The sequence below is a fragment of the Sphingopyxis panaciterrulae genome, from assembly GCF_014199295.1.
Lineage (GTDB): Bacteria > Pseudomonadota > Alphaproteobacteria > Sphingomonadales > Sphingomonadaceae > Sphingopyxis > Sphingopyxis panaciterrulae.
Genome location: NZ_JACIJH010000026.1, coordinates 1 through 21,620 on the forward strand (window position 1 = coordinate 1; position 21,620 = coordinate 21,620).

Consider the following 21,620-nt stretch of genomic DNA (forward strand, 5'->3'; position numbering starts at 1 on the left):
AGCTCGTCGAGCACGATCAGGTCGAGCCGCGACAGCTGCGCCGCCAGGGTCCCGCCTTTGCCGATCCGGGTCTCCTCTTCGAGGCGTGTCACCAGGCAGGGGAAAGGATGTCCCAGTTCGGAGCAAAAATCCCGCCTTCTTTTGTCCAATATGGCAAAGAATTAGAACCGCTTTGGAAGTTTTTCGCCCTGCTAAGAGCCTGATTCAAAATTATCGGGCGTAATTTCATAGTTTTGCGATTCTTCGGGTGATGATCTGGATTGAGGCGTAATTACGGTGACAGCTTACTTAACCCCCAAACTCCGAGAGGGAGCGGCAATAATTCAGGGGTTAAATAAGCTGTCGCCGTAATCCCGATGCCGTAGTTCCCCGCGCATAAGCACCTTTCCTGCGATATCCGACCATGCTCCGAACTGACGGATGCCCCATCTCCTCTCGCTTGTTCCCACCCCGCATCGCTCCGGTGTCCGGAAAGCGAAAGGCAGGGGCATCGCATGACCTTCGCGACCTTTGAAACAATATTGCGCGGCTCGGCCTCTGCCCTGATGGAGCGCGTCGAAACGAGAGGGACGGTGCCGACCTCGCCCCGCGCCCACGGCAGGTTTCATCTTGCAACCCGCCTCCGCCCATGGTCAAAACGGACCAAACGGAGGGAGACGGGATATGGCGACGGCGATCGGGGACGGGATCGCGCTCGAAAGCGAGCGCATGCAGCGGGTGCTGGCGGCGCAGAAGGATGGCTTCACCGCGGCCATGCCCGAAAGCCTGGCCGTGCGCGGCGACCGCATCGACCGCGCGATCGCGCTGCTCGTCGACCATGCCGAGGATTTCGCGAAGGCGGTCAGCGAGGATTTCGGCCACCGCAGCCGCGAACAGACGCTGATGACCGACATCATGCCTTCGGTCAGCGCGCTCAAGCATGCGAAGAAGCATATGGCGGCCTGGTCGAGGGGCGAACGGCGCAAGCCGACCTTTCCGCTCGGCCTGCTCGGCGCGAAGGCCGAGGTCGTCTATCAGCCCAAGGGCGTGGTCGGCGTGGTCTCCCCATGGAATTTCCCGATCGGCATGGTTTTCGTGCCGATGGCGGGCATCCTCGCCGCGGGCAACCGCGCGATGATAAAACCCAGCGAGTTCACCGAAAACACCTCCGCGCTGATGGCGCGGCTGGTGCCCGACCATTTCGACGAAAGCGAGATGGCGGTGTTCACCGGCGGCCCCGACGTCGGCGTCGCCTTTTCGCGGCTCGCCTTCGACCATCTGATCTTCACCGGCGCGACCAGCGTGGGTCGGCACATCATGCGCGCCGCGGCCGACAATCTGGTCCCGGTGACGCTCGAACTCGGCGGCAAGTCGCCGACCTTCATCGGGCGCAGCGCGAACAAGGATCTGGTCGGCCAGCGCGTCGCGATGGGCAAGCTGATGAACGCCGGCCAGATCTGCCTCGCCCCCGATTATCTGCTCGTCGCCGAGGATCAGGAGGATGCGGTGATCGACAGCGTCGCCAGGGGGGCGGCGTCGCTCTATCCGACGCTGCTCGCCAACGACGACTACACGTCGGTCGTCAACGGCCGCAATTACGACCGCCTGCAATCCTATCTGGCCGACGCGCGCGACAAGGGCGCCGAAGTGATCGAGGTCAACCCGGGGAACGAGGATTTCGCGAGCGCCAACGGCCACAAGATGCCGCTCCACATCGTCCGCGGCGTCACCGACGAGATGAAGGTGATGCAGGAAGAGATATTCGGGCCCGTGCTGCCGGTCCGCACCTATCGCAGCATCGACGACGCCATCGACTATGTGAACGCCCACGACCGCCCGCTCGGCCTCTATTATTTCGGACAGGACAAGAGCGAGGAGGAGCGCGTACTCACCCGCACCATATCGGGCGGGGTAACGGTCAACGACGTCCTGTTCCATAATGCGATGGAGGATCTGCCCTTTGGCGGGGTCGGGCCGTCGGGGATGGGCAATTACCACGGCATCGACGGCTTCCGCACCTTCAGCCACGCGCGCGCGGTCTATCGCCAGCCGAAGTTCGACGTCGCCGGCATGGCCGGCTTCAAGCCGCCCTATGGCAAGGCGACCGCGAAGACGCTGGCGCGGGAGCTCAAGAAATAGCTTGGCAAGGCCGGGCGTCCCGGCTTATCGGGGCGCCCTCCACGGCGCCCCTGTGGTGAAATTGGTAGACGCGCTCGACTCAAAATCGAGTTCCGCAAGGAGTGCTGGTTCGAGTCCGGCCAGGGGCACCATTTCCCGTCACGACTGCGCAATATCATTGCTTCGGCGGGTTGCATTGCGTCGTCCATCGCGCCAAGGTCGCGGCCTGCCAGATCGATAGCCAGGGGGTTCGCAATGCTTCGCTCGTTCCTGTTTGCCACGCTTTCCGCGGTCGCGCTCACCAGCGCGTCGATCACCGGGGCGACCGAAAATGCCGCGCCGAAATCGGCGCAGGTGACGAGCGACATTCCCGACAAGTTCACGATTCCGAACGAGGATGCCGACTACGACAAGCGCGTCGAGATGATCCCGATGCGCGACGGGACCAAGCTCTACACCGTCATCGTCGTGCCCAAGGGCGCGAAGAATGCGCCGATCGTGCTGACGCGCACGCCCTATAATGCCAAAAGCCGCGCGAACCGCATGGACAGCCCGAGCATGCTGTCGACGCTGCCGCTTTCCGACGAGATTTTCGTGAAGGACGGCTATATCCGCGTTTATCAGGATGTCCGCGGCAAATATGGGTCGGAGGGCGACTATATCGTCAACCGGCCGCCGGTCGGCCCGCTCAACCCGACCAAGGTCGATCACATCACCGATGCGTGGGACACGATCGACTGGCTGGTGAACAGGAAGAACCTGCCCGAATCGAACGGCCGCGTCGGGATGATCGGATCGTCATACGAGGGCTTCACCGTCGTCATGGCGCTGCTCAACCCGCACCCGGCGCTGAAGGTCGCGGCGCCCGAAAGTCCGATGATCGACGGCTGGATGGGCGACGACTGGTTCCACCACGGCGCCTTCCGCCTTGCCAATATCGCGTGGATCGGCGGCCAGACCGGCTACAAGGCGGGTGGTACCGTCCCCTCGACCGGCGGCTACGACGATTATGAGAATTTCCGCCATGGTTCGGCGAACGACTGGGCTCAGAAGGTCGGCTACGACCAGCTTCCCTTCTGGCAGAAGATGCTCAAGCATGTCGCCTATGACGAATTCTGGCAGCAGCAGGCGCTCGACAAGCTGGTCGCGGCCAACCCCTCGAACGTCCCGACCCTGTGGGAACAGGGGCTGTGGGACCAGGAGGACATGTACGGCGCGATCACGAGCTGGGAAGCGCTGAAGGCGAAGGGCAGGATGGGGAATAATTTCCTGGTCATGGGTCCGTGGCGCCACAGCCAGATCAACCGCGAAGGCCGCTCGCTCGGCCCGTTCGAATGGGATGGCGATACCGCGGCGCAGTTCCGCAAGGACATGGTGCTGCCACTCTTCAATCAATATCTGAAGGACGGCCCGCCCGCCCACCTGCCCGCCGCCGCCATTTACAACACCGGCGAAAATCACTGGGATCGCTTCACGACCTGGCCGCTCGCCTGCCAGCAGGGCTGTTCGGCGCCGCTGACGCCGATCTATGTCGGCCCCGACGGCAGCCTCGGTTTCGATAAGCCGGCGGCGAGCGTGACCAGCTATATTTCCGATCCGGCCAAGCCGGTTCCGCATCTGTCGCGCCCGGTGAACTTCCGCGACGGCCGCTGGGGCGACTGGCTGGTCAGCGACCAGCGCCATGTCGACGGACGCCCCGATGTGCTCACCTATCAAACCGATGTGCTGACCGAGCCGGTGCGCGTGTCGGGCGCGCCGATGGCGAATATCTTTGCGAAGATCACCGGCTCGGACGTCGATTTCATCGTCAAGGTAATCGACGTCTATCCGGCCGAGGTGGCGACCGACGAGAAGATGGGCGGCTATCAGCTCGCGATCAGTCAGGACATCTTCCGCGGCCGCTATCGCGACAGCTTCGCGAACCCGACCGCCATCCCCTCGGGCGTCGCGCAGAGCTATAAATTCCGCCTGCCGACGGTGAATCACGTGTTCCAGCCGGGGCACCGGATCATGGTGCAGATCCAGTCGAGCCAGTTCCCGCTCTACGACCGCAACCCGCAGACTTTCGTCCCCAACATCTTCCTCGCCAAGCCCGGGGATTATAAGAAGCAGGAGGTGACGATCCTGCAAGGCGGCGACACGGCGAGCGGCGTGCTGCTGCCGGTGGTGCCGGTCGACCAGTCGGCGGCGCTGGCGGGGCGGTAAAGGAATCCCTCCCCCTGGATGGGGGAGGTAGCGAGACTTGCGGACTTGTCCGCTCGTCGCAGCGGAGGGGGTGCGGGTGCTGCGCAAGGCGGCGCCATCACCTCCATCCAACTGCGCCTAATCGCTTTGCGATAAGGCTTCCTATCCTTCCCCCATCAAGGGGGAAGGGCGTTCAACTCAGCGCGTCGAGCCGTTCGATGTCGATACCGCCCGGCACCAGCATGACCGGGCAGGGCAGGGTGCCCGCATCGTGTCCGGTGAAATGCGCGACCAGCGGTCCGGGCGCGCCGCTCGCCGCGGTCGCGAGCACCAGCGCCGCGACCTCGTCGCTCGCGCCGATCACCTCGCGCACGACCTCGGCGGGCTTGCCTGATTTGACGAGGATCTTCGGCGTGACATTCGCTTCCTGCGAAACCGCTTCGGCCGCGGTCGCGGCGAGCGCCTCGGCCTGTTCGCGCGCCTCGGCCTCGATCGTCGCCTGGACGCCTCCGAAAGCGAGGAAATCCTGCGGCGGCACGATCGCCAGCACCATCACTCCGCCCCCCGTGCGCGCCGCGCGCCGCGCCGCGAAGCGCAACGCCAGCGCCGCCTCCGGGCTGTCGTCGATCACCACCAGATATGTCCGCATCAGCCCCGACCCCTCATGTCTTTTGCGCGCGCGAGACTGCGTCACATTCGTATGAAAGGCAAGTTCGCCCGCTGGACCTTGACCCGGCGAATGCTTATGGCGAGGGGGAAAGCCGTAACGGCAGGCTCCGCCTCCCCAAGTGACAGGAACCACAGCGACGATGCCCATCGAACTCAAAATGCCCGCCCTTTCGCCGACGATGGAAGAGGGCACGCTCGCCAAATGGCTGATCAAGGAAGGCGACGAGGTCAAATCGGGCGACCTGCTCGCAGAAATCGAGACCGACAAGGCGACGATGGAATTCGAAGCCGTCGATGAAGGCACGATCGCGCAGATTCTGGTCCCCGAAGGCGCCGACAATGTGAAGGTCGGCACCGTGATCGCGGTGATCGCGGGCGAAGGCGAGGATGCGAGCACGGCGAAGGCGGCGCCCGCGCCGGCTCCCGCCGCTGCTCCGGCTCCCGAGGCAAAGGCCGAACCCGCACCCGCGCCCGCTCCCGCCGCAGCAGCGCCCGCACCTGCGGTCTCGGGCGACCGCATCAAGGCCAGCCCGCTCGCCAAGCGCATCGCCGCCGAAAGGGGCATCGACCTGAAGGCGCTGACCGGCAGCGGCCCCGGCGGCCGCATCGTCAAGGCCGACCTCGAAGGCGCACCCTCGGGCGGCGCCGCAGCACCGGCCGCCGCGACCGCTGCCGCGCCTGCCACAACCCCGGCACCGGCGCAGCCGTTCGAGACCGACATCCCGCACACCGCCGACAAGCTCAGCAACATGCGCAAGACGATCGCGCGCCGCTTGACCGAGGCGAAGCAGACGATCCCGCACATCTACCTGACCGTCGACATCCAGCTCGACAAGCTGCTCAAGCTGCGCGGCGAGCTCAACGCGGCCCTCGAGCCGCAGGGCGTCAAACTCAGCGTCAACGACCTGCTCATCAAGGCACTGGCCAAGGCGCTGATCCAGGTGCCCAAGTGCAACGTCAGCTATGCCGGCGACCAGCTCATCAGCTATAGCCGTGCCGACATCAGCGTCGCCGTGTCGGTCCCCGCGGGGCTGATCACCCCGATCATCATCGGCGCCGACGAGAAATCGGTGAGCAAGATCTCGACCGAGATGAAGGAGCTGGCGGGCCGCGCCAAGGAGGGCAAGCTCCAGCCGCACGAATATCAGGGCGGCACCGCGAGCATCAGCAACATGGGCATGTTCGGCATCACCCAGTTCGACGCGGTCATCAACCCGCCGCAGGGCATGATCATGGCGATCGGCGCGGGCGAGAAGCGGCCGTGGATCGTCGACGACGCCGTGTCGATCGCCACGATCATGTCGGCGACCGGCAGCTTCGACCACCGCGCGATCGACGGCGCCGACGGCGCCCAACTGATGCAGGCGTTCAAGCAGATCGTGGAGAACCCGCTGGGGCTGGTGGCGTAACATGGCTGACACCAACTACGACCTCATCGTCCTCGGCTCGGGACCTGGCGGCTATGTCGCGGCCATCCGTGCGGCGCAGCTCGGGCTCAAGACGGCGATCGTCGAGCGCGAGAATCTGGGCGGCATTTGCCTCAACTGGGGCTGCATCCCGACCAAGGCGCTGCTGCGCTCGGCCGAAATCTATCATTATATGCAGCACGCCAAGGATTATGGCCTTGCCGCGGCGAGCATCAGCGCCGATCTGGAGGCGGTGGTGAAGCGCAGCCGCGGGGTGGCGAAACAGCTCAACCAGGGCGTCACGCACCTGATGAAGAAGAACAAGATCGCGGTGCATATGGGCGATGGCAAGCTCATTGCGCCCGGCAAGCTGGAAGTGAAGGGCGAGAAGGGCAGCGAAACGCTGACCGCGAAGCATATCATCGTCGCGACCGGCGCGCGCGCGCGCGACCTGCCCTTTGCGCCCGCCGACGGCAAGCGCGTCTGGACCTATCGTCACGCGATGACCCCGCCCGAAATGCCGAAGAAGCTGCTCGTCATCGGATCGGGCGCGATCGGAATCGAATTCGCCAGCTTCTACAACGACATGGGCGCCGAAGTGACGGTGGTCGAGATGCTCGACCGCATCGTGCCCGTCGAGGATGCCGACGTGTCGAGCTTCCTCGAAAAATCGCTGAAGAAACAGGGCATGACGATCCTGACCGGAGCCGGTGTCGAGGAACTGAAGGCGACCGCGACCGGCGTGTCGGCGAAGGTCAAGACCAAGGACGGCAAGGTCCAGGCGGGCGATTACAGCCATGCGATCGTCGCGATCGGCATCGTCCCCAATACCGAGGGCGTCGGGCTCGACACGCTCGGCGTGAAGACGACCAAGGGGCATATCGACACCGATCCCTATTGCCGCACCAATGTGAAGGGGCTCTGGGCGATCGGCGACGTCACCGCGCCGCCGTGGCTCGCGCACAAGGCGAGCCATGAAGGCGTGATCGCCGCCGAGGCGATCGCGCAGGAACTCGGCAACAAGGATGTCCATCCGCACCCGATGGACGTGCGCAACATCCCCGGCTGCACCTATTGCCACCCGCAGATCGCCAGCGTCGGCCTGACCGAGGCGAAGGCGAAGGAAGCAGGGCACGAGGTCAAGGTCGGCAATTTCCCCTTCATCGGCAACGGCAAGGCGATTGCCTTGGGCGAGGTCGAGGGTTTCGTGAAGACGGTGTTCGATGCGAAGACCGGCGAACTGCTCGGCGCCCACATGGTCGGAGCCGAGGTCACCGAGATGATCCAGGGCTATACTGTCGGCAAGACCGCTGAGCTGGTCGAGGAAGACTTCATGCACAGCGTCTATCCGCACCCGACGATCAGCGAGACGATGCACGAGGCAGTGCTCGGCGCCTACGGACGCGCGCTGCATATCTGAAGGCGCGTCATTCGCAGTTAAGTGGAAGATATCGGTTCGCACAAAGACACGAAGCCACGAAGATTCTTTCAATCCGTTCGCACTGAGCTTGTCGAAGGGCCGTTCTCCCTTTTGACGTCACAAGAAAGGACAGTGCTTCGACAAGCTCAGCACGAACGGGTCAGGGTTTCTTTTCTTCGTGGCTTCGTGTCTTTGTGCGAACCCCATATTCCGACCGGAGAATCCACCTCATCACCTGCCGCACACGCATTGCCATCGCCGTGTTCGTCACCATCGCCACGCTTTTGCTCGGTTTCGGCATAAGCAGGGGCTGCGCGTCGAGCTTTGATACCAAGCTGTCGCTCTTGCTCGCCTTGCGCGCGGGCGAGGATAGCAATGCGCTCATCGCCTTCATGCAGGGTGTGAGCTGGCTCGGCGGCGGCGTGCCGCGCTGGACGCTCGCCCTGTTGCTGGCCGTTCTGCTGTGGCGCAGCGCCGGGCGCCGGCCCGCGTTTTTGCTCGCCGCGACGGCGCTTGCCGCCAATCTCGCGTCGAGCCTGCTCAAAAATCTCTTCGACCGTCCGCGCCCCGACCTGATCCCGCATCTCGACCATGTGTCGAGCTGGTCCTACCCTAGCGGCCATGCGACCAGTGTCACCGCGGTCGCGCTCGCCTTCGCGCTCCTCGCGCCGCCGCCGTGGCGCCGCGTCGCGGAGGGTTGCGCGGCGGCGGCGATCCTGCTCACCGCGCTGTCGCGGGTGATGCTCGGCGTCCATTGGCCGAGCGACGTGTTGGGCGGAATCATGCTCGGTGCGGGTTTCGCGCTTGCGGCGACGACGATCGACCGGCGCCTCAGCCGCTGAGCAGGACGACGCCGACGATCAGCAGCACGCAGCCCGCGAGCCGCCAGCGCCCGACCGCCTCGCCGAGGAAGATCATTCCGAACAATGCGCCCGCCATCATCGACATCTCGCGCGTCGGCGCGACGACATGGAGCGGTGCGCCCATTTTCAGCGCGGTCAGCACGAGAATATAGGAGGCGGGCGAGAGCAGCCCGACTGCGATCGCGAGCCGCCAATGACCGCGCATCCGCGCTCTGTGCCCCTCGGGATCGCGCAGGACCACCGGTAGCAGGAAAAAGAAGCGCAGCGCGTTCGACAGCCAGTCGAGCACCACCGGAACGACGCCGAGCATCTTCACTGCCCAGCCGTCGACGACGGTATAGGTCGCGATCAGCGCGCCGGTTCCCATGCCCCAGCGAACGCCGCGATGCGCCTCGGCGGTTCGAAAGGCCGCGAAGCGACCCTGCGTCGCGATCAGCGCGATGCCGGCGACGACGAGCAGCAGGCCCGCGACCCCCGGCGCGCTGATATCCTCGCCCAGCAGCAGGAAGGCACCGGCCGACGCGAGCATCGGCCCGGTCCCGCGCGCGACCGGATAGACGACCGAAAGGTCGGCGACCTGATAGCCGCGTTGCAGGCACAGGCTGTAGGCAAGGTGGACGAGCGCGGAGAGGAGGATGAAGCCGACCGCGGCGCCGCTCCACACCATGTCCTCAGTCGGCAAGACCCACGCGACCCATGGTGCGTAAGCGATCATCGCGATCAGATTATTAGCGAAGACGAACGCCACCCCCGCGTGCGCCGCGCGCTTTGCGAGCAGGTTCCATGTCGCGTGGATCAGCGCGGCGAGGACGACGAGGCCGAGCGAGAGAAAGGACATCGGAGCTCCGGCCTATCGGGCGACGCCGTGGCTTAGGCGCAGCCTGCCCGCCGCATCAACGTCCCGGCCGTGGGCCCTTCTCGGCGAACTCGGCGACCAGCGGGCCGTAATCGTCCATGCCGGGAAATTCGGCGAAACTGTGCTTCGCGCCCGTCTTCGCCCAGGGCAGCGCCTCGCTGGTGTAGCTTTCGAGGAAGGGTTCGAACCAGGCGAAGTCGTCGAGCATCGAGGGGCGGACGTTGGTGAAGCCCATCCCGGGCTCGATCTCGGTGAACACCCAGCTCTTGCAATGATCGCAATGCCTGTGGTGCAGGCGCGGATCGTGGAGGCCGCCGATGACCGGCTCGCCCTCGGTCACGCGAAAGCCGCCGTCGGGGATCGCCATCGACAGCGAATAGGCGCTCGCGCTCATCTTCTGGCAGCCGGTGCAGTGGCACGCCATCGTGATCAGCGGCGGTGCGCTGATCTCGAAGCGCAGCTTGCCGCAGCGGCAGCCGCCGGTCCAGGGAAGGTTCCAGTCGTCCATGATGTCTTGTCCTCGTCTTACTGGAAAAAACCCCGTCATTGCGAGCGGAGCGAAGCAATCCAGAGTGGCCGTGCACCGCTCTGGATTGCCACGGGCCTGCGGCCCCCGCAATGACGAGCTTGGGGTAAGGCATCTCTCGCCGGCTCTTTTTCCGCTGTCCTACAAGGCCGCTTTTTGCCATCAGCGAAGCGGGCATCGACAGGGGGAGGGCGGACATGCGATTCCGTGTGAAGTTCGGGATTTTTCTACGAGGAATCGTACTTGCGGCGACCGCGTCCTTCGCGGCGTCGGGCGCCGCGGCGCAGCAGGGCGCCGCGACCGGCCAGACCGTGATCACCGCCGCGCACATGCTCGACGTCGCAAGCGGAAAGACGGTCGATTATCCCGCGATCTTCGTCGGGCCCGACGGGCGGATCACGAACATCGCCGACGCGCGCACGGTGCGCTGGGGCGCCGACGTCAGGCATATCGACCTCGGCGAGCGGACTCTGCTTCCCGGACTCATCGACATGCATGTCCACCTGACCTCGCTCGCCGAGGTCGGCGGCTATCAGGCGCTTCGCTACACCGACAGCTTCTGGACCGTCGTCGGCGTCGCCAATGCAAAGACGACGCTCGACGCGGGCTTCACCACGGTGCGCAACGTCGGCTCGGCCGATTTCGAGGATGTCGGGCTCAAGCAGGCGATCGAGGGCGGCTATATTCCGGGACCGCGCATCATCCCCGCGGGCTGGGCGATCGGCGCGACCGGCGGGCATTGCGACAGCGGCGGACTGCCGCCGTCGATGGACCGCAAGGAGCCGTCGGTGGTCGACAGCCCCGAGGAAGCGCGCCGCAAGGTGCGCTGGCTGCACAAGTTCGGCGCGCGCGTCATCAAGATCTGCGCGACCGGCGGCGTCTTTTCGCTCGGCGACAGCGTCGGCGCGCAGCAACTGACGCTCGAGGAGATGAAGGCGATCGCCGACGAGGCGCACATGCTGGGGATCAAGGTCGCGGCGCACGCGCATGGCGACGAGGGCATCCGCACCGCGATCCTCGCCGGAATCGACACGATCGAACATTGCAGCCTCGCGAGCGACGAGGCGATCAAGCTCGCGATCCAACACAAGACCTGGTTCGACATGGATATCTATAACGACGATTATATCCTCGCGACCGGTACCGCGAACGGTACCGAGCAGGAAAGCCTCGACAAGGAAAAGGCGATCGGTCTCGCCCAGCGCCAGACTTTCCAGCGCGCGGTGAAGGCGGGGGTGCGGATGATCTTCGGTACCGACGCGGGCGTCTATCCGCACGGCGACAATGCGCGGCAGTTCGCGAAGATGGTCGAGTGGGGCATGACCCCGATCCAGGCGATCCGCACCGCGACGCTGAACGGGGCCGAGGCGCTGGACATGACCGGCGACGTCGGTTCGATCGCGGTCGGCCGCTATGCCGACATCATCGCAGTCGACGGCAACCCGCTGACCGACGTGACGCGGCTCGAACATGTCGCGGCGGTGGTGAAGGGTGGGGTTCTGGTTAGGGAGCCCGACTGACGTCCGCTCAGACCACCAACCGGTCGATCATCGCTTCGCGCATCTCGGGCGTGAAGTTGAGCACCGCTTCGGCATAGCCCGGGATGTCGCCATGGTCGCGGCGCACGGTTGCCAGCGCGGCGTCGAGATAGGCGGGGTTGACCGACATCAGCGCCCGGATCGCGTCGTCGCCGATCTCGGCGCCGTAGCGGTCGCGAATATGCGCCGCGCCCTGGGCGATCCGCTCATCGATCCTTCCGGCGGTGTTGGTCAGCAGATAGTCGTGCATCAGATCGTCCTCGTGCACGCCGAGCAGCCGGTGGACGATCGCCACCGCGAAGCCGGTACGGTCCTTGCCCGCAACGCAGTGAACGAGGCTCGGCGTGTCATATTCGGCAAGTGCCGCCAGATAGAGGCGCAGCGTCGCAACCAGCGCCGGGCGGTATGGCATGCCGGCATAGGTGTCGATCATCCGTGCCCGCGCTGTCTCGACGTCGATCGCGCCACCCGCCGCCTGGAGATGCGGGGCAAGGCCCGCGGTGACTCCGCCCGCGAACAGCACCCGGCCCGCGAAACTCTCGCTGCGGCGGCACGGATGCGCTTCGCGCTCGTCGTCGCCGCGCAGATCGATGACCGTTTCGATTCCCAGCGCGTCGATGGCCGCCAGATCGTCGTCGTCAGCCTCGACATGATGCGCCGAGCGCCACAAGACTCCGTCGCGCAGCCGTCCGCCGCCTTCGACATCATAGCCGCCATAGTCGCGGAAATTATGGACGCCCGACAGGGACAGGACGCGATCGGCGAGCATGGTCATTCTCCCGTGAACACCGGCGCGCGCTTTTCGACGAAGGCATTGATCGCCTCGCGGTTGTCGGCGGTTTCGTGGACGATCGCCTGATAGGCGGCGCTCAATTCGAGGATGTCGCTCATCCGGCTGTGCTGCGCCTCGCGGAGCAGGCGCTTGGTGAGCCGCAGCGCGCGCGGCGGGTTGCAGACGATCCGTTCGGCGATGGCGAGCGCGCGGTCGAGCAGTTCGGCGTCGGGCACGACCTCGGTGACGAGGCCATATTCCTTGGCGGCCTGCGCGTCGAAGCGGTCGCCGGTCAGGAACAGTTCGGCGGCGCGCGGATAGCCGAGCACGCGCTGGAGCAGCCACGCCCCGCCGTCGCCGGGGACGATGCCGACCTTGATGAAGCTGCACGCGAACTTCGCGCTCTCGGCGGCGATGCGGATATCACAGGTGCAGGCGAGGTCGCAGCCGAGGCCGATTGCATGACCGTTGACCGCGGCGATCATCGGGATCTCGCAGTCCATCAGCGCCCGGATTACCGCCTGAACGCCGCGGCGATAGTTGGCGCGGGTCGAATCGGGCTGGTCGAGCACGCCGATGCCCTGGCGATCCTGCATCGATTTCAGATTGCCGCCGGCGCTGAACGCCTTGCCGCTGCCGGTCAGGACGATCGCGCTGACCCCGCGATCCTCGCCGAGCGCGCGCAGCGTGTCGATGATGTCGTCGCAGTCGGCGTGCGTGCCGATCGCGTTCATGCTTTCGGGCTTGCTCATCGTCAGGATTGCGACCTTGCCGCGCCGCTCGACACTCAGAAATTCACCCACGCCTGCGTCTCCTCTTCGATCCCGACTCTAACGAACGGCGCCGCCATCCCGCAATGCCGCGATCCGCCCGGCATCATAGCCGATATCGGCGAGCACCGCATCGGCATCCGCGCCGACCTGCGGCGCGGCGCGCGGCGGGTCGTTGCGCGTCGCCGAATAGCGGGGTGCGGGGGCGGGCTGAACCGCGCCGCCGACCTCGACGAAGGTTTGGCGCTCGACATTGTGCGGGTGCTTCGGCGCTTCTTCGAGCGACAGGACGGGCGCGAAGCAGACGTCGGTCATCTCCATGATCGCGCACCATTCGTCGCGGGTCTTCGTTGCGAACAATGTGGCCAGCCGATCCTTGAGCGGCCCCCATTGCCCCGGGTCCATCTGCGCGTCGAAGGCGGTGTCGCGGTCGAGCCCCGTCTTTTCGCGCAGCAGCGCATAGAATTGCGGCTCGATCGATCCGATCGAGATGAACTTGCCGTCGGCGCAGGCGTAGCTGTCGTAGAAATGGGCGCCGCCGTCGAGCATGTTGACGCCCGCTTCGTCCTTCAGCCGCCCCATTGCCTTGAAACCCCAGGTCATGCCGGCGAGCAGCGCCGAGCCGTCGGTCATCGCGCAGTCGATCACCTGACCCTCGCCGGTCTTTGCCGCGTGGAGCAGCGCGCTCGCCATGCCGAAGGCCAGCATCATGCCCCCGCCACCGAAATCGCCGACATAATTGGCCGGCGGCACCGGCTTCTCGCCCGCGCGGCCGATGCCGTGGAGCACGCCCGACAGCGAGATATAATTGATGTCGTGCCCTGCCGCCTGCGCATAGGGGCCGAACTGTCCCCAGCCGGTCATGCGACCGTAGACGAGCTTCGGATTGTCGGCGAGCAGCACGTCGGGACCGAGCCCGAGCCGCTCCATCACGCCGGGACGGAAGCCTTCGATGATGCCGTCGGCGCTCTTGCACAGGTCGCGCGCGGTGGCGACGGCGTCGGGATTCTTCATGTCGAGCGCGATCGAGGTGCGTCCGCGCGACAGCGGATCGCGCGGGTCCATGAAACCGCCGGGGCGGTCGATGCGGATGACCTCGGCGCCATGGTCGGCGAGCATCATGCCGCAAAAGGGGCCGGGGCCGATGCCGGCGAATTCGATGATCCTGATGCCCGAAAGCGGTCCTGCCATTGTCGTCTCTCCTTCGAATTCCATCTGCCGCACCCCTTCACCGCGGTGCAGCCGCTCTGTCACATTCGCTTCCTAAGGCGCCCCGGACGCCTGCCACGGGAGCCTGCATCCATGCTTGACCGCCGCCAATTCGCCGCCACGGCCTTCGCCGTCGCCGGGCTTGCGCTGCAGAGTCGCGTGGCGCGCGCCGGCATGATGGCGCTCGATCCGGGCTATGGGCCGCTGCAATCCGATCCTGCGGGGCTGATCGACCTGCCGCCGGGCTTTTCCTACAAGGTCGTGTCGGAACTGGGGCAGGCGATGGACGATGGCCATCGCGTCCCCGACCGCGCCGATGGCATGGGGTGTTTTCGTCTCGATGGTGGCAGGATCGCGCTGGTCCGCAACCATGAACTCCAGCCGAAACATCTCGCCACCGGCCCCTTTGCGGCGGGTACGCCGGCGCCGGCGGAGGCATTCGACCGTATCGGCGATGCGGCGCTGCCCGGTGGCACGACGACGCTGCTGCTCGACCCCGACACGCTGACGGTCGAGAAACAATATCTGAGCCTCGTCGGCACGATCCGCAACTGTGCCGGCGGGGTGACGCCGTGGAACAGCTGGCTGAGTTGCGAGGAAAATGTCGACGGACCGTCCGAGGGCGTCGGGCGCGATCATGGCTGGGTGTTCGACGTTCCCGCCGACGCGGACGGGCTGGCCCCTGCCGAACCGCTCAAGGCCATGGGACGCTTCAATCACGAAGCCGCCGCGATCGATCCGCGCACCGGCATCGTCTATATGACCGAGGACCGCGACGACAGCCTCTTCTATCGCTTCCTTCCCGACGATCCGGGGTCGCTGCGCAAGGGCGGCCGGCTCCAGGTCCTCGCCTTTCATGACAAGTGGCTGCGTGACAGCCGCAACTGGGCCGGACAGAAGATGGCAGCGGGAAGCTGGCATTTTGCGCGATGGATCGACCTCGATAACCCCGAAAGCCCCGCCGACGATCTGCGCGCACGCGGCGCGAAGAAGGGCGCGGCGGTCTTCGCGCGCGGCGAAGGCATCCACTGGGGCCGGGACGAGCTGTACTTCACCTGTACCTCCGGAGGACGGGCGCAGCAGGGTCAGATCATGCGCTATCGTCCGTCGCGCCACGAGGGAAAGGATCGCGAACAGCGCGAACCCGGTCGATTGCAACTGTTCCTCGAATCGACCGACCCGGCGCACTACAGCTATGGCGACAATCTGACGGTTGCGCCGAACGGCCACCTCTTCGTGTGCGAGGATCAATATACGCCGACCGTCACCAACCATCTGCGCGGCGTCACTCCTTTCGGCGAAGTCTATCCCTTCGCCTTCATCCGTATCCAGACCGAACCGGCGGGCGTCTGTTTCGCGCCCGACGGCCGGACCATGTTCCTCAATCTTTACAGCCCCGCGAAGACCATTGCGATCCGCGGACCCTTCTGATCGACGTCAGATTCGTTCGATGACGATGGCGGGCGCCATGCCGCCCGCGGCGCACATGGTGACGAGGCCGTAGCGACCGCCCGAGCGTTCGAGTTCGTCGAGCGCGGTGCCGATCAGGATCGAGCCTGTGGCGCCGATCGGGTGGCCGAGCGCCATCGCGCCGCCGTTGATGTTTACCTTCTCGCGATCGAGATCGAGGTCGCGGATGAACTTCTCGGCGACGACCGAGAAGGCCTCGTTGATTTCCCAGACGTCGATGTCGTCCTTGGTCAGGCCGGCCTTTTCCAGCACCTTCTTCGCCGCGGGAACCGGGGCGTTGAGCATCAGCGTCGGATCGTCGCCGATATTGGCATAGGCGACGATGCGCCCCCGCGGTCTGAGGCCGTGCCTGTCGGCATAATCCTTTGACGTCAGCAGCACCGCCGCGGCGCCGTCGACGACGCCAGACGAATTTCCGGCATGATGGAAATGCTGGATTTCGAGGTCGGGGTAGCGGCGGTTGATCTGCTTCCTGAAGGTGAAACCGTCACCCATGTCGAAATCAGCCAGTGCGGCGAAGCTGGGTTTCAACGCGGCGAGGCCTTCGGCGGTGGTTTCGGGGCGCGGAAACTCTTCATGGTCGAGCGCGACGCTGCCGTCGGGGTTGAGCACCGGCACCAGCGACTTGTCGAAACGGCCTTCCTTGATCGCGCGGTCGGCGCGCTGCTGGCTGACCAGCGCGAGCGCGTCGAGCGCTTCGCGGCTGATCCCTTCCATCGTGGCGATGGCGTCGCCGCACACGCCCTGGTTCGATTGCGGATGCAACGCGTCGAGCGCCTCGTGCCCCGAGCCCATCAGACGCGGGGGCAGGCCGGCGTTGGCCTGCTCGGCGGCATAGGCGGTCGTATAGCTCATCATCTCGGTGCCCCCGGCGATGACGCAATCCTCCATGCCGCTCATCACGCTCGCGGCGGCAAAATTGACCGCGCTGATACCGCCGCCGCAGAAGCGGTCGAGCGTCGTGCCCGATGCCTTGGTGTCGAAGCCCGCCGACAGCGCCGCCATGCGGCCGAGGTCGCCGCCCTGCTTGCCGAGTTGGCTCGACGTCGACCAGACGATGTCGTCGACACTCGCGGTATCGAGGTTGTTGCGGTCGCGGATCGCGGCGAGCACGGTCGCGGCAAGATGCTGCGGGTGAAGATGCGACAGCGCACCCTTGCCGGGCTTGCCGATCCCGCGCGGCGTGCGGACGGTATCGATGATATAGGCTTCGGCCATGATGCTATTCCTTCGTTCGGAGAGAGAGATTTAACGGGGAGCCATGCGGATCGCGCCGTCGAGGCGGACGGCCTGGCCGTTGAAATAGGTGTTGCGGACCATCTCCATCGCAAGGCTAGCATATTCCTCTGCCTTGCCGAGCCGCTTGGGGAAGGGGACCGATGCCTCCAGGCTTTCCTTGACCTTCGGGTTCATGTTGCCGAGCAGCGGCGTGCCGAACACGCCGGGCATGATCGAATTGACGCGGATGCCGAGGTCCATCAGGTCGCGCGCCATCGGCAGCACGAGCCCGTTCACGCCCGCCTTGGCCGAGCCGTAGATGACCTGGCCGATCTGCGCGTCCTGCGCCGCGACCGAGGCGGTGAAGACGATCGCGCCGCGCTCGCCGTCCTCCAGTTCGGGCAAGGTCGCCATGCCCTCGGCGGCGATCGATCCGATGCGATAGCTCGCGGTCAATATGCCCGCGACGCCATATTCATAGTCCGCGGTCGGGGTGCGGCGGTATTGGCCGGTCTCCTTGTCGAAGGCGAGCGTCTTGCCGCGCCGCGAGGTCATCGCGCAGTGAACGGCGATCCGCTCCTGCCCGTGCGCGGCACGCGCTTTGGCGAAACCGTCGAGAACCGACTGCTCGTCGGTAATATCAACATGGACGAACAGGCCGCCGATCGATTGGGCGACTTCTTCGCCGAGCGCATCGTTGATGTCGAAGATGGCGACCTTGACGCCCGCGGCGGCGAGCGCCTCGGCGGTTGCGCGGCCGAGACCCGACGCGCCGCCTGTGACGACGGCCGCGGTGGAGGAATCGAGTTTCATGGGGAGGCTCCTCAGGCTGGAATCTGGTTGAAGGGGATGCCCTTGTCGGGGCGATGATCCTGCGGCAGGCCGAGGATGCGCTCGGCGATGGTGTTGAGCAGCGTCTCGTCGGACCCACCGGCGATGCGGCCCGTCGGGGCGTTGATCCAGCTCGACGCCCAATCCTCCTTCTGCGAGGCGTGCTCGTCGAAATGGAAGCCGCCCGCGCCCTGCAGGTCGATGGCCAGTTCGGACAGCTTCTGGCGCGAGCGTACCGCGACGAGCTTGTTGAGCGACCCTTCAGGACCCGGCGTCATGCCGGCCTCCATCATCAGTCTCGCCCGGACATTGATCGAATCGAGTCCGGCGCGCATCGCATAATTGCGCGCGATCTGCTGACGGATGCGGCCATCCTCGATCGCCGGGCGGCCGTTCAGCCGCAGGTCTTTCGCGAGCGCGACGAACAGGTCGAGGTGCGGCCCGAAACCGGCGCTGTCGGTGGCGACATAGCGCTCGATCATCAAGGTCGCCATGGCGACCGCGAAACCGCCGCCCACCGGCGACATGCGATGGTCGTCGCCGATCTTCACATCGTCGAAGAACACCTCGTTGACATGGCTGTCGCCGCCCGCGAGCTTGATCGGACGCACGGTGACGCCCGGCGCCTTCATGTCGACCCAAAAATAGGTCAGCCCCTTGTGCTTGGGCACGGTCGGATCGGTCCGCACGACGATGACGCCATAGTCGCTATATTGCGCCCAGCTCGTCCACACCTTTTGCCCGTTGATCTTCCAGCCGTTGCCGTCGGTCTCGGCGCGGGTGCGGAGGCCGGCGAGATCGGTGCCGCCCGAGGGTTCGGAAAAGAGCTGGCACCAGATTTCCTCGCCCTGCAAGGCCTTCAGCACGCGTTCCTTCACGAAATCGCGGTCGCTCCCGAACTGCATGAGCACCGGCACCGGCATGCCGAGCGAGATGCCGAAATAGACGTTAGGGAAGCCGTGCTTCATCTCCTCGCCCTCGAAGGCGATCTTTTCGAGATGGCCGAGTCCCTGGCCGCCGAGTTCCTTGGGCCAGTTGATGCCGGCGAAGCCCGCGTCGAACTTCGCCTTCTGATAGCGGCGGCCGAGCGCGAGGTCCTCCTCGACGCCCAGCCCCTTGCGTGCCGACTTGCCGAAGGTCGGCACCATCGATTCGCACCAGGCCGCGGCCCTGGCACGCCAGGCTTCGAGATCGCTCATGCCGCTTCTCCTGCCAGCCGGTCGACGAGAACATCCTCCCAGAAAAAGAGGTTGCCCTGTTCGACCGCGAGGCTGCGCGCGCGGCGCATGTGGAGGTGGAGTCCGATCTCCCACGTCACCCCGATGCCGCCGTGAATCTGCACGCAGTCGCGTGCGGCGGCGTCATAGGCTTCGGTGGCTGAAAGGCGCGCGGCGGCGGCGGCCGTGATGAAATCGTCCTGCCCCTCGCGCGCGGCGGCGTGGATGCAGTTGGCGCGCGCCAGTTCGACCAGCCCGTAAAGCTCGGCAATGCGGTGCTTGATCGACTGGAAAGCGCCGATCGGCTGGCCGAACGCCTTGCGCGTCACCGCATAGTCGCGCGCGATCTCCATCAGGGCCTCGGCGCCGCCGGTCTGTTCGTGCGCGGTGACGACGGCCTGAAGCGCGAGGATATGAAGCGCGGCTTCGTACGCGGCTTCGCCCGCGATCAAGAGTTCGGCGGGCGCTCCGTCGAACCGCAGATCGGCGATGCAGCGGCTGTTGTCGAAGCTTTGCACGGGGATGCGTTCGATCCCCGAAAGGTCGACCAGGGCCAGCGCCGGTGCCCCATTTTCCTGCGCTAGCACGACTGCGACGTCGGCGGCGAGGCCGCCGGTCACGCCGCCCCGCGTGCCCGAGAGACGACCGCCGGCCAGCGTCGCGCCGGGGTGCGCGGGCAGGGCATCGGCACCGTCTGAGAACGCAATCGCGCCGATCGTCTCGCCGCTCGCGAGGCCGGGCAGCCAGCGCGTCTGCTGCGCGTCGCTGCCGTAGAGCGCGACCGCCTTGGCGACGCCGAAGTTCGAGGTCAGGAACGGCGCGCCGCTCAGCGTCCGTCCCGCCTGATGCGCGATCAGGCCGAGCTCGACGAGGCCGAGCGCGAGGCCGCCATGCGCTTCGGGCAGCGCGAGGGCGGTCCAGCCCTGTTCCTTCGCCGTCGCCCAGAAACCCTGGTGATATGCACCGGTCGCCTCGAGCAGCGGCAGGAGTTCGTCCTTGTTCACCCGCGCTTCGAGCACGCGGCGCGATTCGGTCGCGATCGCCTGTTGCTCTTCGTCGTACAAGATCGACATCGGCCGATTCCTCATCCTCGATGATTTCGGCCATCATCCCGACGTTAACGTAAACGTCAAGTGGATTTGACGCTACGGATCGGGGGAAGCGCTTTTCGGTTCAGTCCCGCGCGGCCTTCCAGTCGCGCTTGATCTTCTTGGCGAGGCTCCATTTATGGACCTCGGTCGGGCCGTCGTAGATGCGGAAGGCGCGGACTTCGCGGAACACCTGCTCGACGATCGTCGTGTCGGTGACGCCGGTGCCGCCCATCACCTGCACGCAGCGGTCGGCGATGCGCATCAGCGCCTCCGACACCGCGACCTTCGCCATCGAGCTTTCGGCGGTGCCGAGCGAGCCCGTATCGAGCACGCCCGCGCACCAGTCGATCATCAGTTCGGCCTGCTTCAGGTCGATCAGATTCTCGGCGAGCATGAAGCCGACGCCCTCGTGATCGACCAGCGGCTTGCCGAAGGCGTGGCGGCGGTTCGCATAGTCGGTCGCGATCTCGTTGGCGCGGATGCAGGCGCCGAGCCAGCGCATGCAGTGCGACAGGCGGGCAGGGGAGAGGCGCACCTGTGCATAGCGAAAGCCTTCGCCCGCCTGCCCGAGCATCTGGTCGGCGGGGACGCGCAGATTGTCGATGGTCAGCGTCGCATGGCCGCCGGGCATCGAACTGTCGATCGTGTTCGGCACATGGTCGATGCGGATCGCGGGGTCTGGCAGATCGACGAGGAACATGCACGCACCTTCTTCGGCCTTCGCCATGACGATGCCGACGCGCGCACCCTGTGCGCCGGTGATGAAGGTCTTGCGGCCGTTGATGACCCAATGATTGCCGTCGGGACGGCATGTCGTCTGCATCATCGACGGGTCGGAACCCGCGCCGCCTTCGTCGGCGGGCTCGGTCATGAAAAAGGCAGAGCGGACACGGCCTTCGACCATCGGCTTCAGGAAACGATCCTTGAGTTCGGGGCTTCCCTCCTTGCCGAGCAGATACATATTGCCCTCGTCGGGGGCCATGGTGTTGCAGGCGAGCGGGCCGAGCGGCGACAGGCCGCTGCTGATGAGGACGACCGCGGTCTCGCGCTGATTGAGGTGGCTGCCGTCGGACAGGATGTGCGGCGTCAGCACCCCCGCGGCGCGGGCATGTTCGCGCATCTCCATGACCAGCTCGTCGGTTGGCGCGCCATGATGGTCGCGGCGCGGATCCTTTTCATAGGGAATCACCGTCTTGCGGACGAAGGCCTCGACCTTCGCGGCGATCGCCAGCGCCTGGTCGGATATGCCTGAGTTCGCCGTCATTTCTGATTCCCTTCGATATCTAACTATTTTGCCTCTCAACCCGACGTTGACGTAAGCGTCAAGTTAATTCAAGGGTGAAGTCAGCGATGCCGTAAGGGCAGGATCGGACAAGGGAAGGACAGCGCATGGTCTTGAGGACGCGGATAACGGAGATGCTGGGGATTGAGCATCCGATCGTGCAGGGCGGGATGCAGAGCGTGGGCTATGCGGAGCTGGCGA

General features: G+C 65.6%; 18 protein-coding genes, 1 tRNA gene and 1 pseudogene. 8 read left to right on the plus strand and 12 right to left on the minus strand.

From position 1 onward, the window contains the following. Positions 1-95: pseudogene (locus FHR21_RS20265) on the minus strand (ATPase); the annotation flags it as partial. Positions 96-663: 568 nt separating this feature from the next. Between FHR21_RS20265 and FHR21_RS20270 the strand changes: the two are divergent. The 3 genes from FHR21_RS20270 (at position 664) to FHR21_RS20280 (ending at position 4,302) form a co-directional block, all read left to right on the plus strand. Continuing rightward, positions 664-2,118 (plus strand): coniferyl aldehyde dehydrogenase, encoded by a 1,455-nt coding sequence (locus FHR21_RS20270; protein WP_184101706.1) that lies wholly within the window; start codon positions 664-666, stop codon positions 2,116-2,118. A 46-nt stretch (positions 2,119-2,164) separates the two neighbouring features. After that, a tRNA-Leu gene (locus FHR21_RS20275) sits at positions 2,165-2,249 on the plus strand. Between the two features lie 103 nt (positions 2,250-2,352). Next, complete coding sequence (locus FHR21_RS20280) at positions 2,353-4,302, plus strand: CocE/NonD family hydrolase (protein ID WP_184101707.1); 1,950 nt, start codon at positions 2,353-2,355, stop codon at positions 4,300-4,302. A 172-nt stretch (positions 4,303-4,474) separates the two neighbouring features. Here FHR21_RS20280 and FHR21_RS20285 read toward each other — a convergent pair whose 3' ends face one another. Then, positions 4,475-4,930: a universal stress protein gene (locus FHR21_RS20285; protein WP_184101708.1), complete on the minus strand. Its 456-nt coding sequence runs from the start codon at positions 4,928-4,930 to the stop codon at positions 4,475-4,477. 160 nt (positions 4,931-5,090) lie between these two features. Here FHR21_RS20285 and FHR21_RS20290 point away from each other — a divergent pair, with 160 nt between their 5' ends. From FHR21_RS20290 to FHR21_RS20300, 3 genes are all read left to right on the plus strand, one after another. Continuing rightward, positions 5,091-6,359 carry a pyruvate dehydrogenase complex dihydrolipoamide acetyltransferase gene (locus FHR21_RS20290; protein ID WP_184101709.1) on the plus strand — a complete coding sequence of 423 codons (1,269 nt, stop codon included), beginning with the start codon at positions 5,091-5,093 and terminating at the stop codon, positions 6,357-6,359. A gap of 1 nt (position 6,360) precedes the next feature. Beyond that, positions 6,361-7,776 carry a dihydrolipoyl dehydrogenase gene (gene lpdA, locus FHR21_RS20295; RefSeq protein WP_184101710.1) on the plus strand — a complete coding sequence of 472 codons (1,416 nt, stop codon included), beginning with the start codon at positions 6,361-6,363 and terminating at the stop codon, positions 7,774-7,776. Between the two features lie 260 nt (positions 7,777-8,036). After that, positions 8,037-8,618 carry a phosphatase PAP2 family protein gene (locus tag FHR21_RS20300; RefSeq protein ID WP_184101711.1) on the plus strand — a complete coding sequence of 194 codons (582 nt, stop codon included), beginning with the start codon at positions 8,037-8,039 and terminating at the stop codon, positions 8,616-8,618. Here the strand turns inward: FHR21_RS20300 and FHR21_RS20305 are convergent. Beyond that, the gene (locus FHR21_RS20305) at positions 8,608-9,477 is read right to left on the minus strand and encodes a DMT family transporter (RefSeq protein ID WP_184101712.1); all 870 of its coding nucleotides are present in this window, start codon (positions 9,475-9,477) and stop codon (positions 8,608-8,610) included. The two genes, FHR21_RS20300 and FHR21_RS20305, sit on opposite strands and share 11 nt — an antisense overlap. Positions 9,478-9,532: 55 nt before the next feature. Continuing rightward, positions 9,533-10,003 carry a GFA family protein gene (locus FHR21_RS20310; RefSeq protein WP_184101713.1) on the minus strand — a complete coding sequence of 157 codons (471 nt, stop codon included), beginning with the start codon at positions 10,001-10,003 and terminating at the stop codon, positions 9,533-9,535. Between the two features lie 215 nt (positions 10,004-10,218). Between FHR21_RS20310 and FHR21_RS20315 the strand changes: the two genes are divergently transcribed. Continuing rightward, on the plus strand, positions 10,219-11,541 hold the full coding sequence (locus FHR21_RS20315; protein WP_184101715.1) for a Xaa-Pro dipeptidase: 1,323 nt from the start codon (positions 10,219-10,221) through the stop codon (positions 11,539-11,541). A gap of 7 nt (positions 11,542-11,548) precedes the next feature. Here FHR21_RS20315 and FHR21_RS20320 read toward each other — a convergent pair whose 3' ends face one another. From FHR21_RS20320 to FHR21_RS20330, 3 genes are read right to left on the minus strand one after another with little or no spacing between them, the layout of a single operon-like run. Further along, on the minus strand, positions 11,549-12,328 hold the full coding sequence (locus FHR21_RS20320) for a tyrosine-protein phosphatase (RefSeq protein WP_184101717.1): 780 nt from the start codon (positions 12,326-12,328) through the stop codon (positions 11,549-11,551). A gap of 2 nt (positions 12,329-12,330) precedes the next feature. Beyond that, the gene (locus FHR21_RS20325) at positions 12,331-13,134 is read right to left on the minus strand and encodes a crotonase/enoyl-CoA hydratase family protein (protein ID WP_184101719.1); all 804 of its coding nucleotides are present in this window, start codon (positions 13,132-13,134) and stop codon (positions 12,331-12,333) included. Between the two features lie 27 nt (positions 13,135-13,161). Next, positions 13,162-14,292, minus strand: coding sequence for a CaiB/BaiF CoA transferase family protein (locus FHR21_RS20330; RefSeq protein ID WP_184101720.1), 1,131 nt, complete (start codon positions 14,290-14,292; stop codon positions 13,162-13,164). Positions 14,293-14,403: 111 nt separating this feature from the next. Here FHR21_RS20330 and FHR21_RS20335 point away from each other — a divergent pair, with 111 nt between their 5' ends. After that, positions 14,404-15,741, plus strand: a complete 1,338-nt coding sequence (locus tag FHR21_RS20335; RefSeq protein ID WP_184101721.1) for an alkaline phosphatase PhoX — start codon at positions 14,404-14,406, stop codon at positions 15,739-15,741. A gap of 6 nt (positions 15,742-15,747) precedes the next feature. On the opposite strand, the gene FHR21_RS20340 is transcribed toward FHR21_RS20335, so the two are convergent. The 5 genes from FHR21_RS20340 to FHR21_RS20360 all read right to left on the minus strand — a co-directional run bounded on the left by FHR21_RS20340 (position 15,748) and on the right by FHR21_RS20360 (position 21,401). Further along, positions 15,748-16,998 (minus strand): acetyl-CoA C-acetyltransferase, encoded by a 1,251-nt coding sequence (locus tag FHR21_RS20340; protein ID WP_184101722.1) that lies wholly within the window; start codon positions 16,996-16,998, stop codon positions 15,748-15,750. Positions 16,999-17,028: 30 nt separating this feature from the next. Continuing rightward, positions 17,029-17,811 (minus strand): SDR family NAD(P)-dependent oxidoreductase, encoded by a 783-nt coding sequence (locus FHR21_RS20345; RefSeq protein WP_184101723.1) that lies wholly within the window; start codon positions 17,809-17,811, stop codon positions 17,029-17,031. Positions 17,812-17,822: 11 nt separating this feature from the next. After that, positions 17,823-19,028, minus strand: a complete 1,206-nt coding sequence (locus FHR21_RS20350; protein ID WP_184101724.1) for an acyl-CoA dehydrogenase family protein — start codon at positions 19,026-19,028, stop codon at positions 17,823-17,825. Further along, the gene (locus FHR21_RS20355; RefSeq protein WP_184101725.1) at positions 19,025-20,119 is read right to left on the minus strand and encodes an acyl-CoA dehydrogenase family protein; all 1,095 of its coding nucleotides are present in this window, start codon (positions 20,117-20,119) and stop codon (positions 19,025-19,027) included. Before FHR21_RS20355 ends, FHR21_RS20350 begins: the two co-directional genes overlap by 4 nt. A 100-nt stretch (positions 20,120-20,219) precedes the next feature. Continuing rightward, positions 20,220-21,401, minus strand: coding sequence for an acyl-CoA dehydrogenase family protein (locus FHR21_RS20360; protein ID WP_184101726.1), 1,182 nt, complete (start codon positions 21,399-21,401; stop codon positions 20,220-20,222). Positions 21,402-21,620 lie beyond the last annotated feature (219 nt).

Excerpts from the sequence above, each read along its gene's own strand:
- FHR21_RS20305 (WP_184101712.1), bottom strand. The coding sequence starts at position 9,477 with ATGTCCTTTCTCTCGCTCGGCCTCGTCGTCCTCGCCGCGCTGATCCAC.
- FHR21_RS20290 (WP_184101709.1), top strand. The coding sequence starts at position 5,091 with ATGCCCATCGAACTCAAAATGCCCGCCCTTTCGCCGACGATGGAAGAG.
- FHR21_RS20350 (WP_184101724.1), bottom strand. The coding sequence starts at position 19,028 with ATGAGCGATCTCGAAGCCTGGCGTGCCAGGGCCGCGGCCTGGTGCGAA.
- FHR21_RS20335 (WP_184101721.1), top strand. The coding sequence starts at position 14,404 with ATGCTTGACCGCCGCCAATTCGCCGCCACGGCCTTCGCCGTCGCCGGG.
- FHR21_RS20280 (WP_184101707.1), top strand. The coding sequence starts at position 2,353 with ATGCTTCGCTCGTTCCTGTTTGCCACGCTTTCCGCGGTCGCGCTCACC.
- FHR21_RS20310 (WP_184101713.1), bottom strand. The coding sequence starts at position 10,003 with ATGGACGACTGGAACCTTCCCTGGACCGGCGGCTGCCGCTGCGGCAAG.
- FHR21_RS20345 (WP_184101723.1), bottom strand. The coding sequence starts at position 17,811 with ATGAAACTCGATTCCTCCACCGCGGCCGTCGTCACAGGCGGCGCGTCG.
- FHR21_RS20355 (WP_184101725.1), bottom strand. The coding sequence starts at position 20,119 with ATGTCGATCTTGTACGACGAAGAGCAACAGGCGATCGCGACCGAATCG.
- FHR21_RS20315 (WP_184101715.1), top strand. The coding sequence starts at position 10,219 with ATGCGATTCCGTGTGAAGTTCGGGATTTTTCTACGAGGAATCGTACTT.
- FHR21_RS20330 (WP_184101720.1), bottom strand. The coding sequence starts at position 14,292 with ATGGCAGGACCGCTTTCGGGCATCAGGATCATCGAATTCGCCGGCATC.
- FHR21_RS20285 (WP_184101708.1), bottom strand. The coding sequence starts at position 4,930 with ATGCGGACATATCTGGTGGTGATCGACGACAGCCCGGAGGCGGCGCTG.
- FHR21_RS20270 (WP_184101706.1), top strand. The coding sequence starts at position 664 with ATGGCGACGGCGATCGGGGACGGGATCGCGCTCGAAAGCGAGCGCATG.
- lpdA (WP_184101710.1), top strand. The coding sequence starts at position 6,361 with ATGGCTGACACCAACTACGACCTCATCGTCCTCGGCTCGGGACCTGGC.
- FHR21_RS20340 (WP_184101722.1), bottom strand. The coding sequence starts at position 16,998 with ATGGCCGAAGCCTATATCATCGATACCGTCCGCACGCCGCGCGGGATC.
- FHR21_RS20360 (WP_184101726.1), bottom strand. The coding sequence starts at position 21,401 with ATGACGGCGAACTCAGGCATATCCGACCAGGCGCTGGCGATCGCCGCG.
- FHR21_RS20320 (WP_184101717.1), bottom strand. The coding sequence starts at position 12,328 with ATGCTCGCCGATCGCGTCCTGTCCCTGTCGGGCGTCCATAATTTCCGC.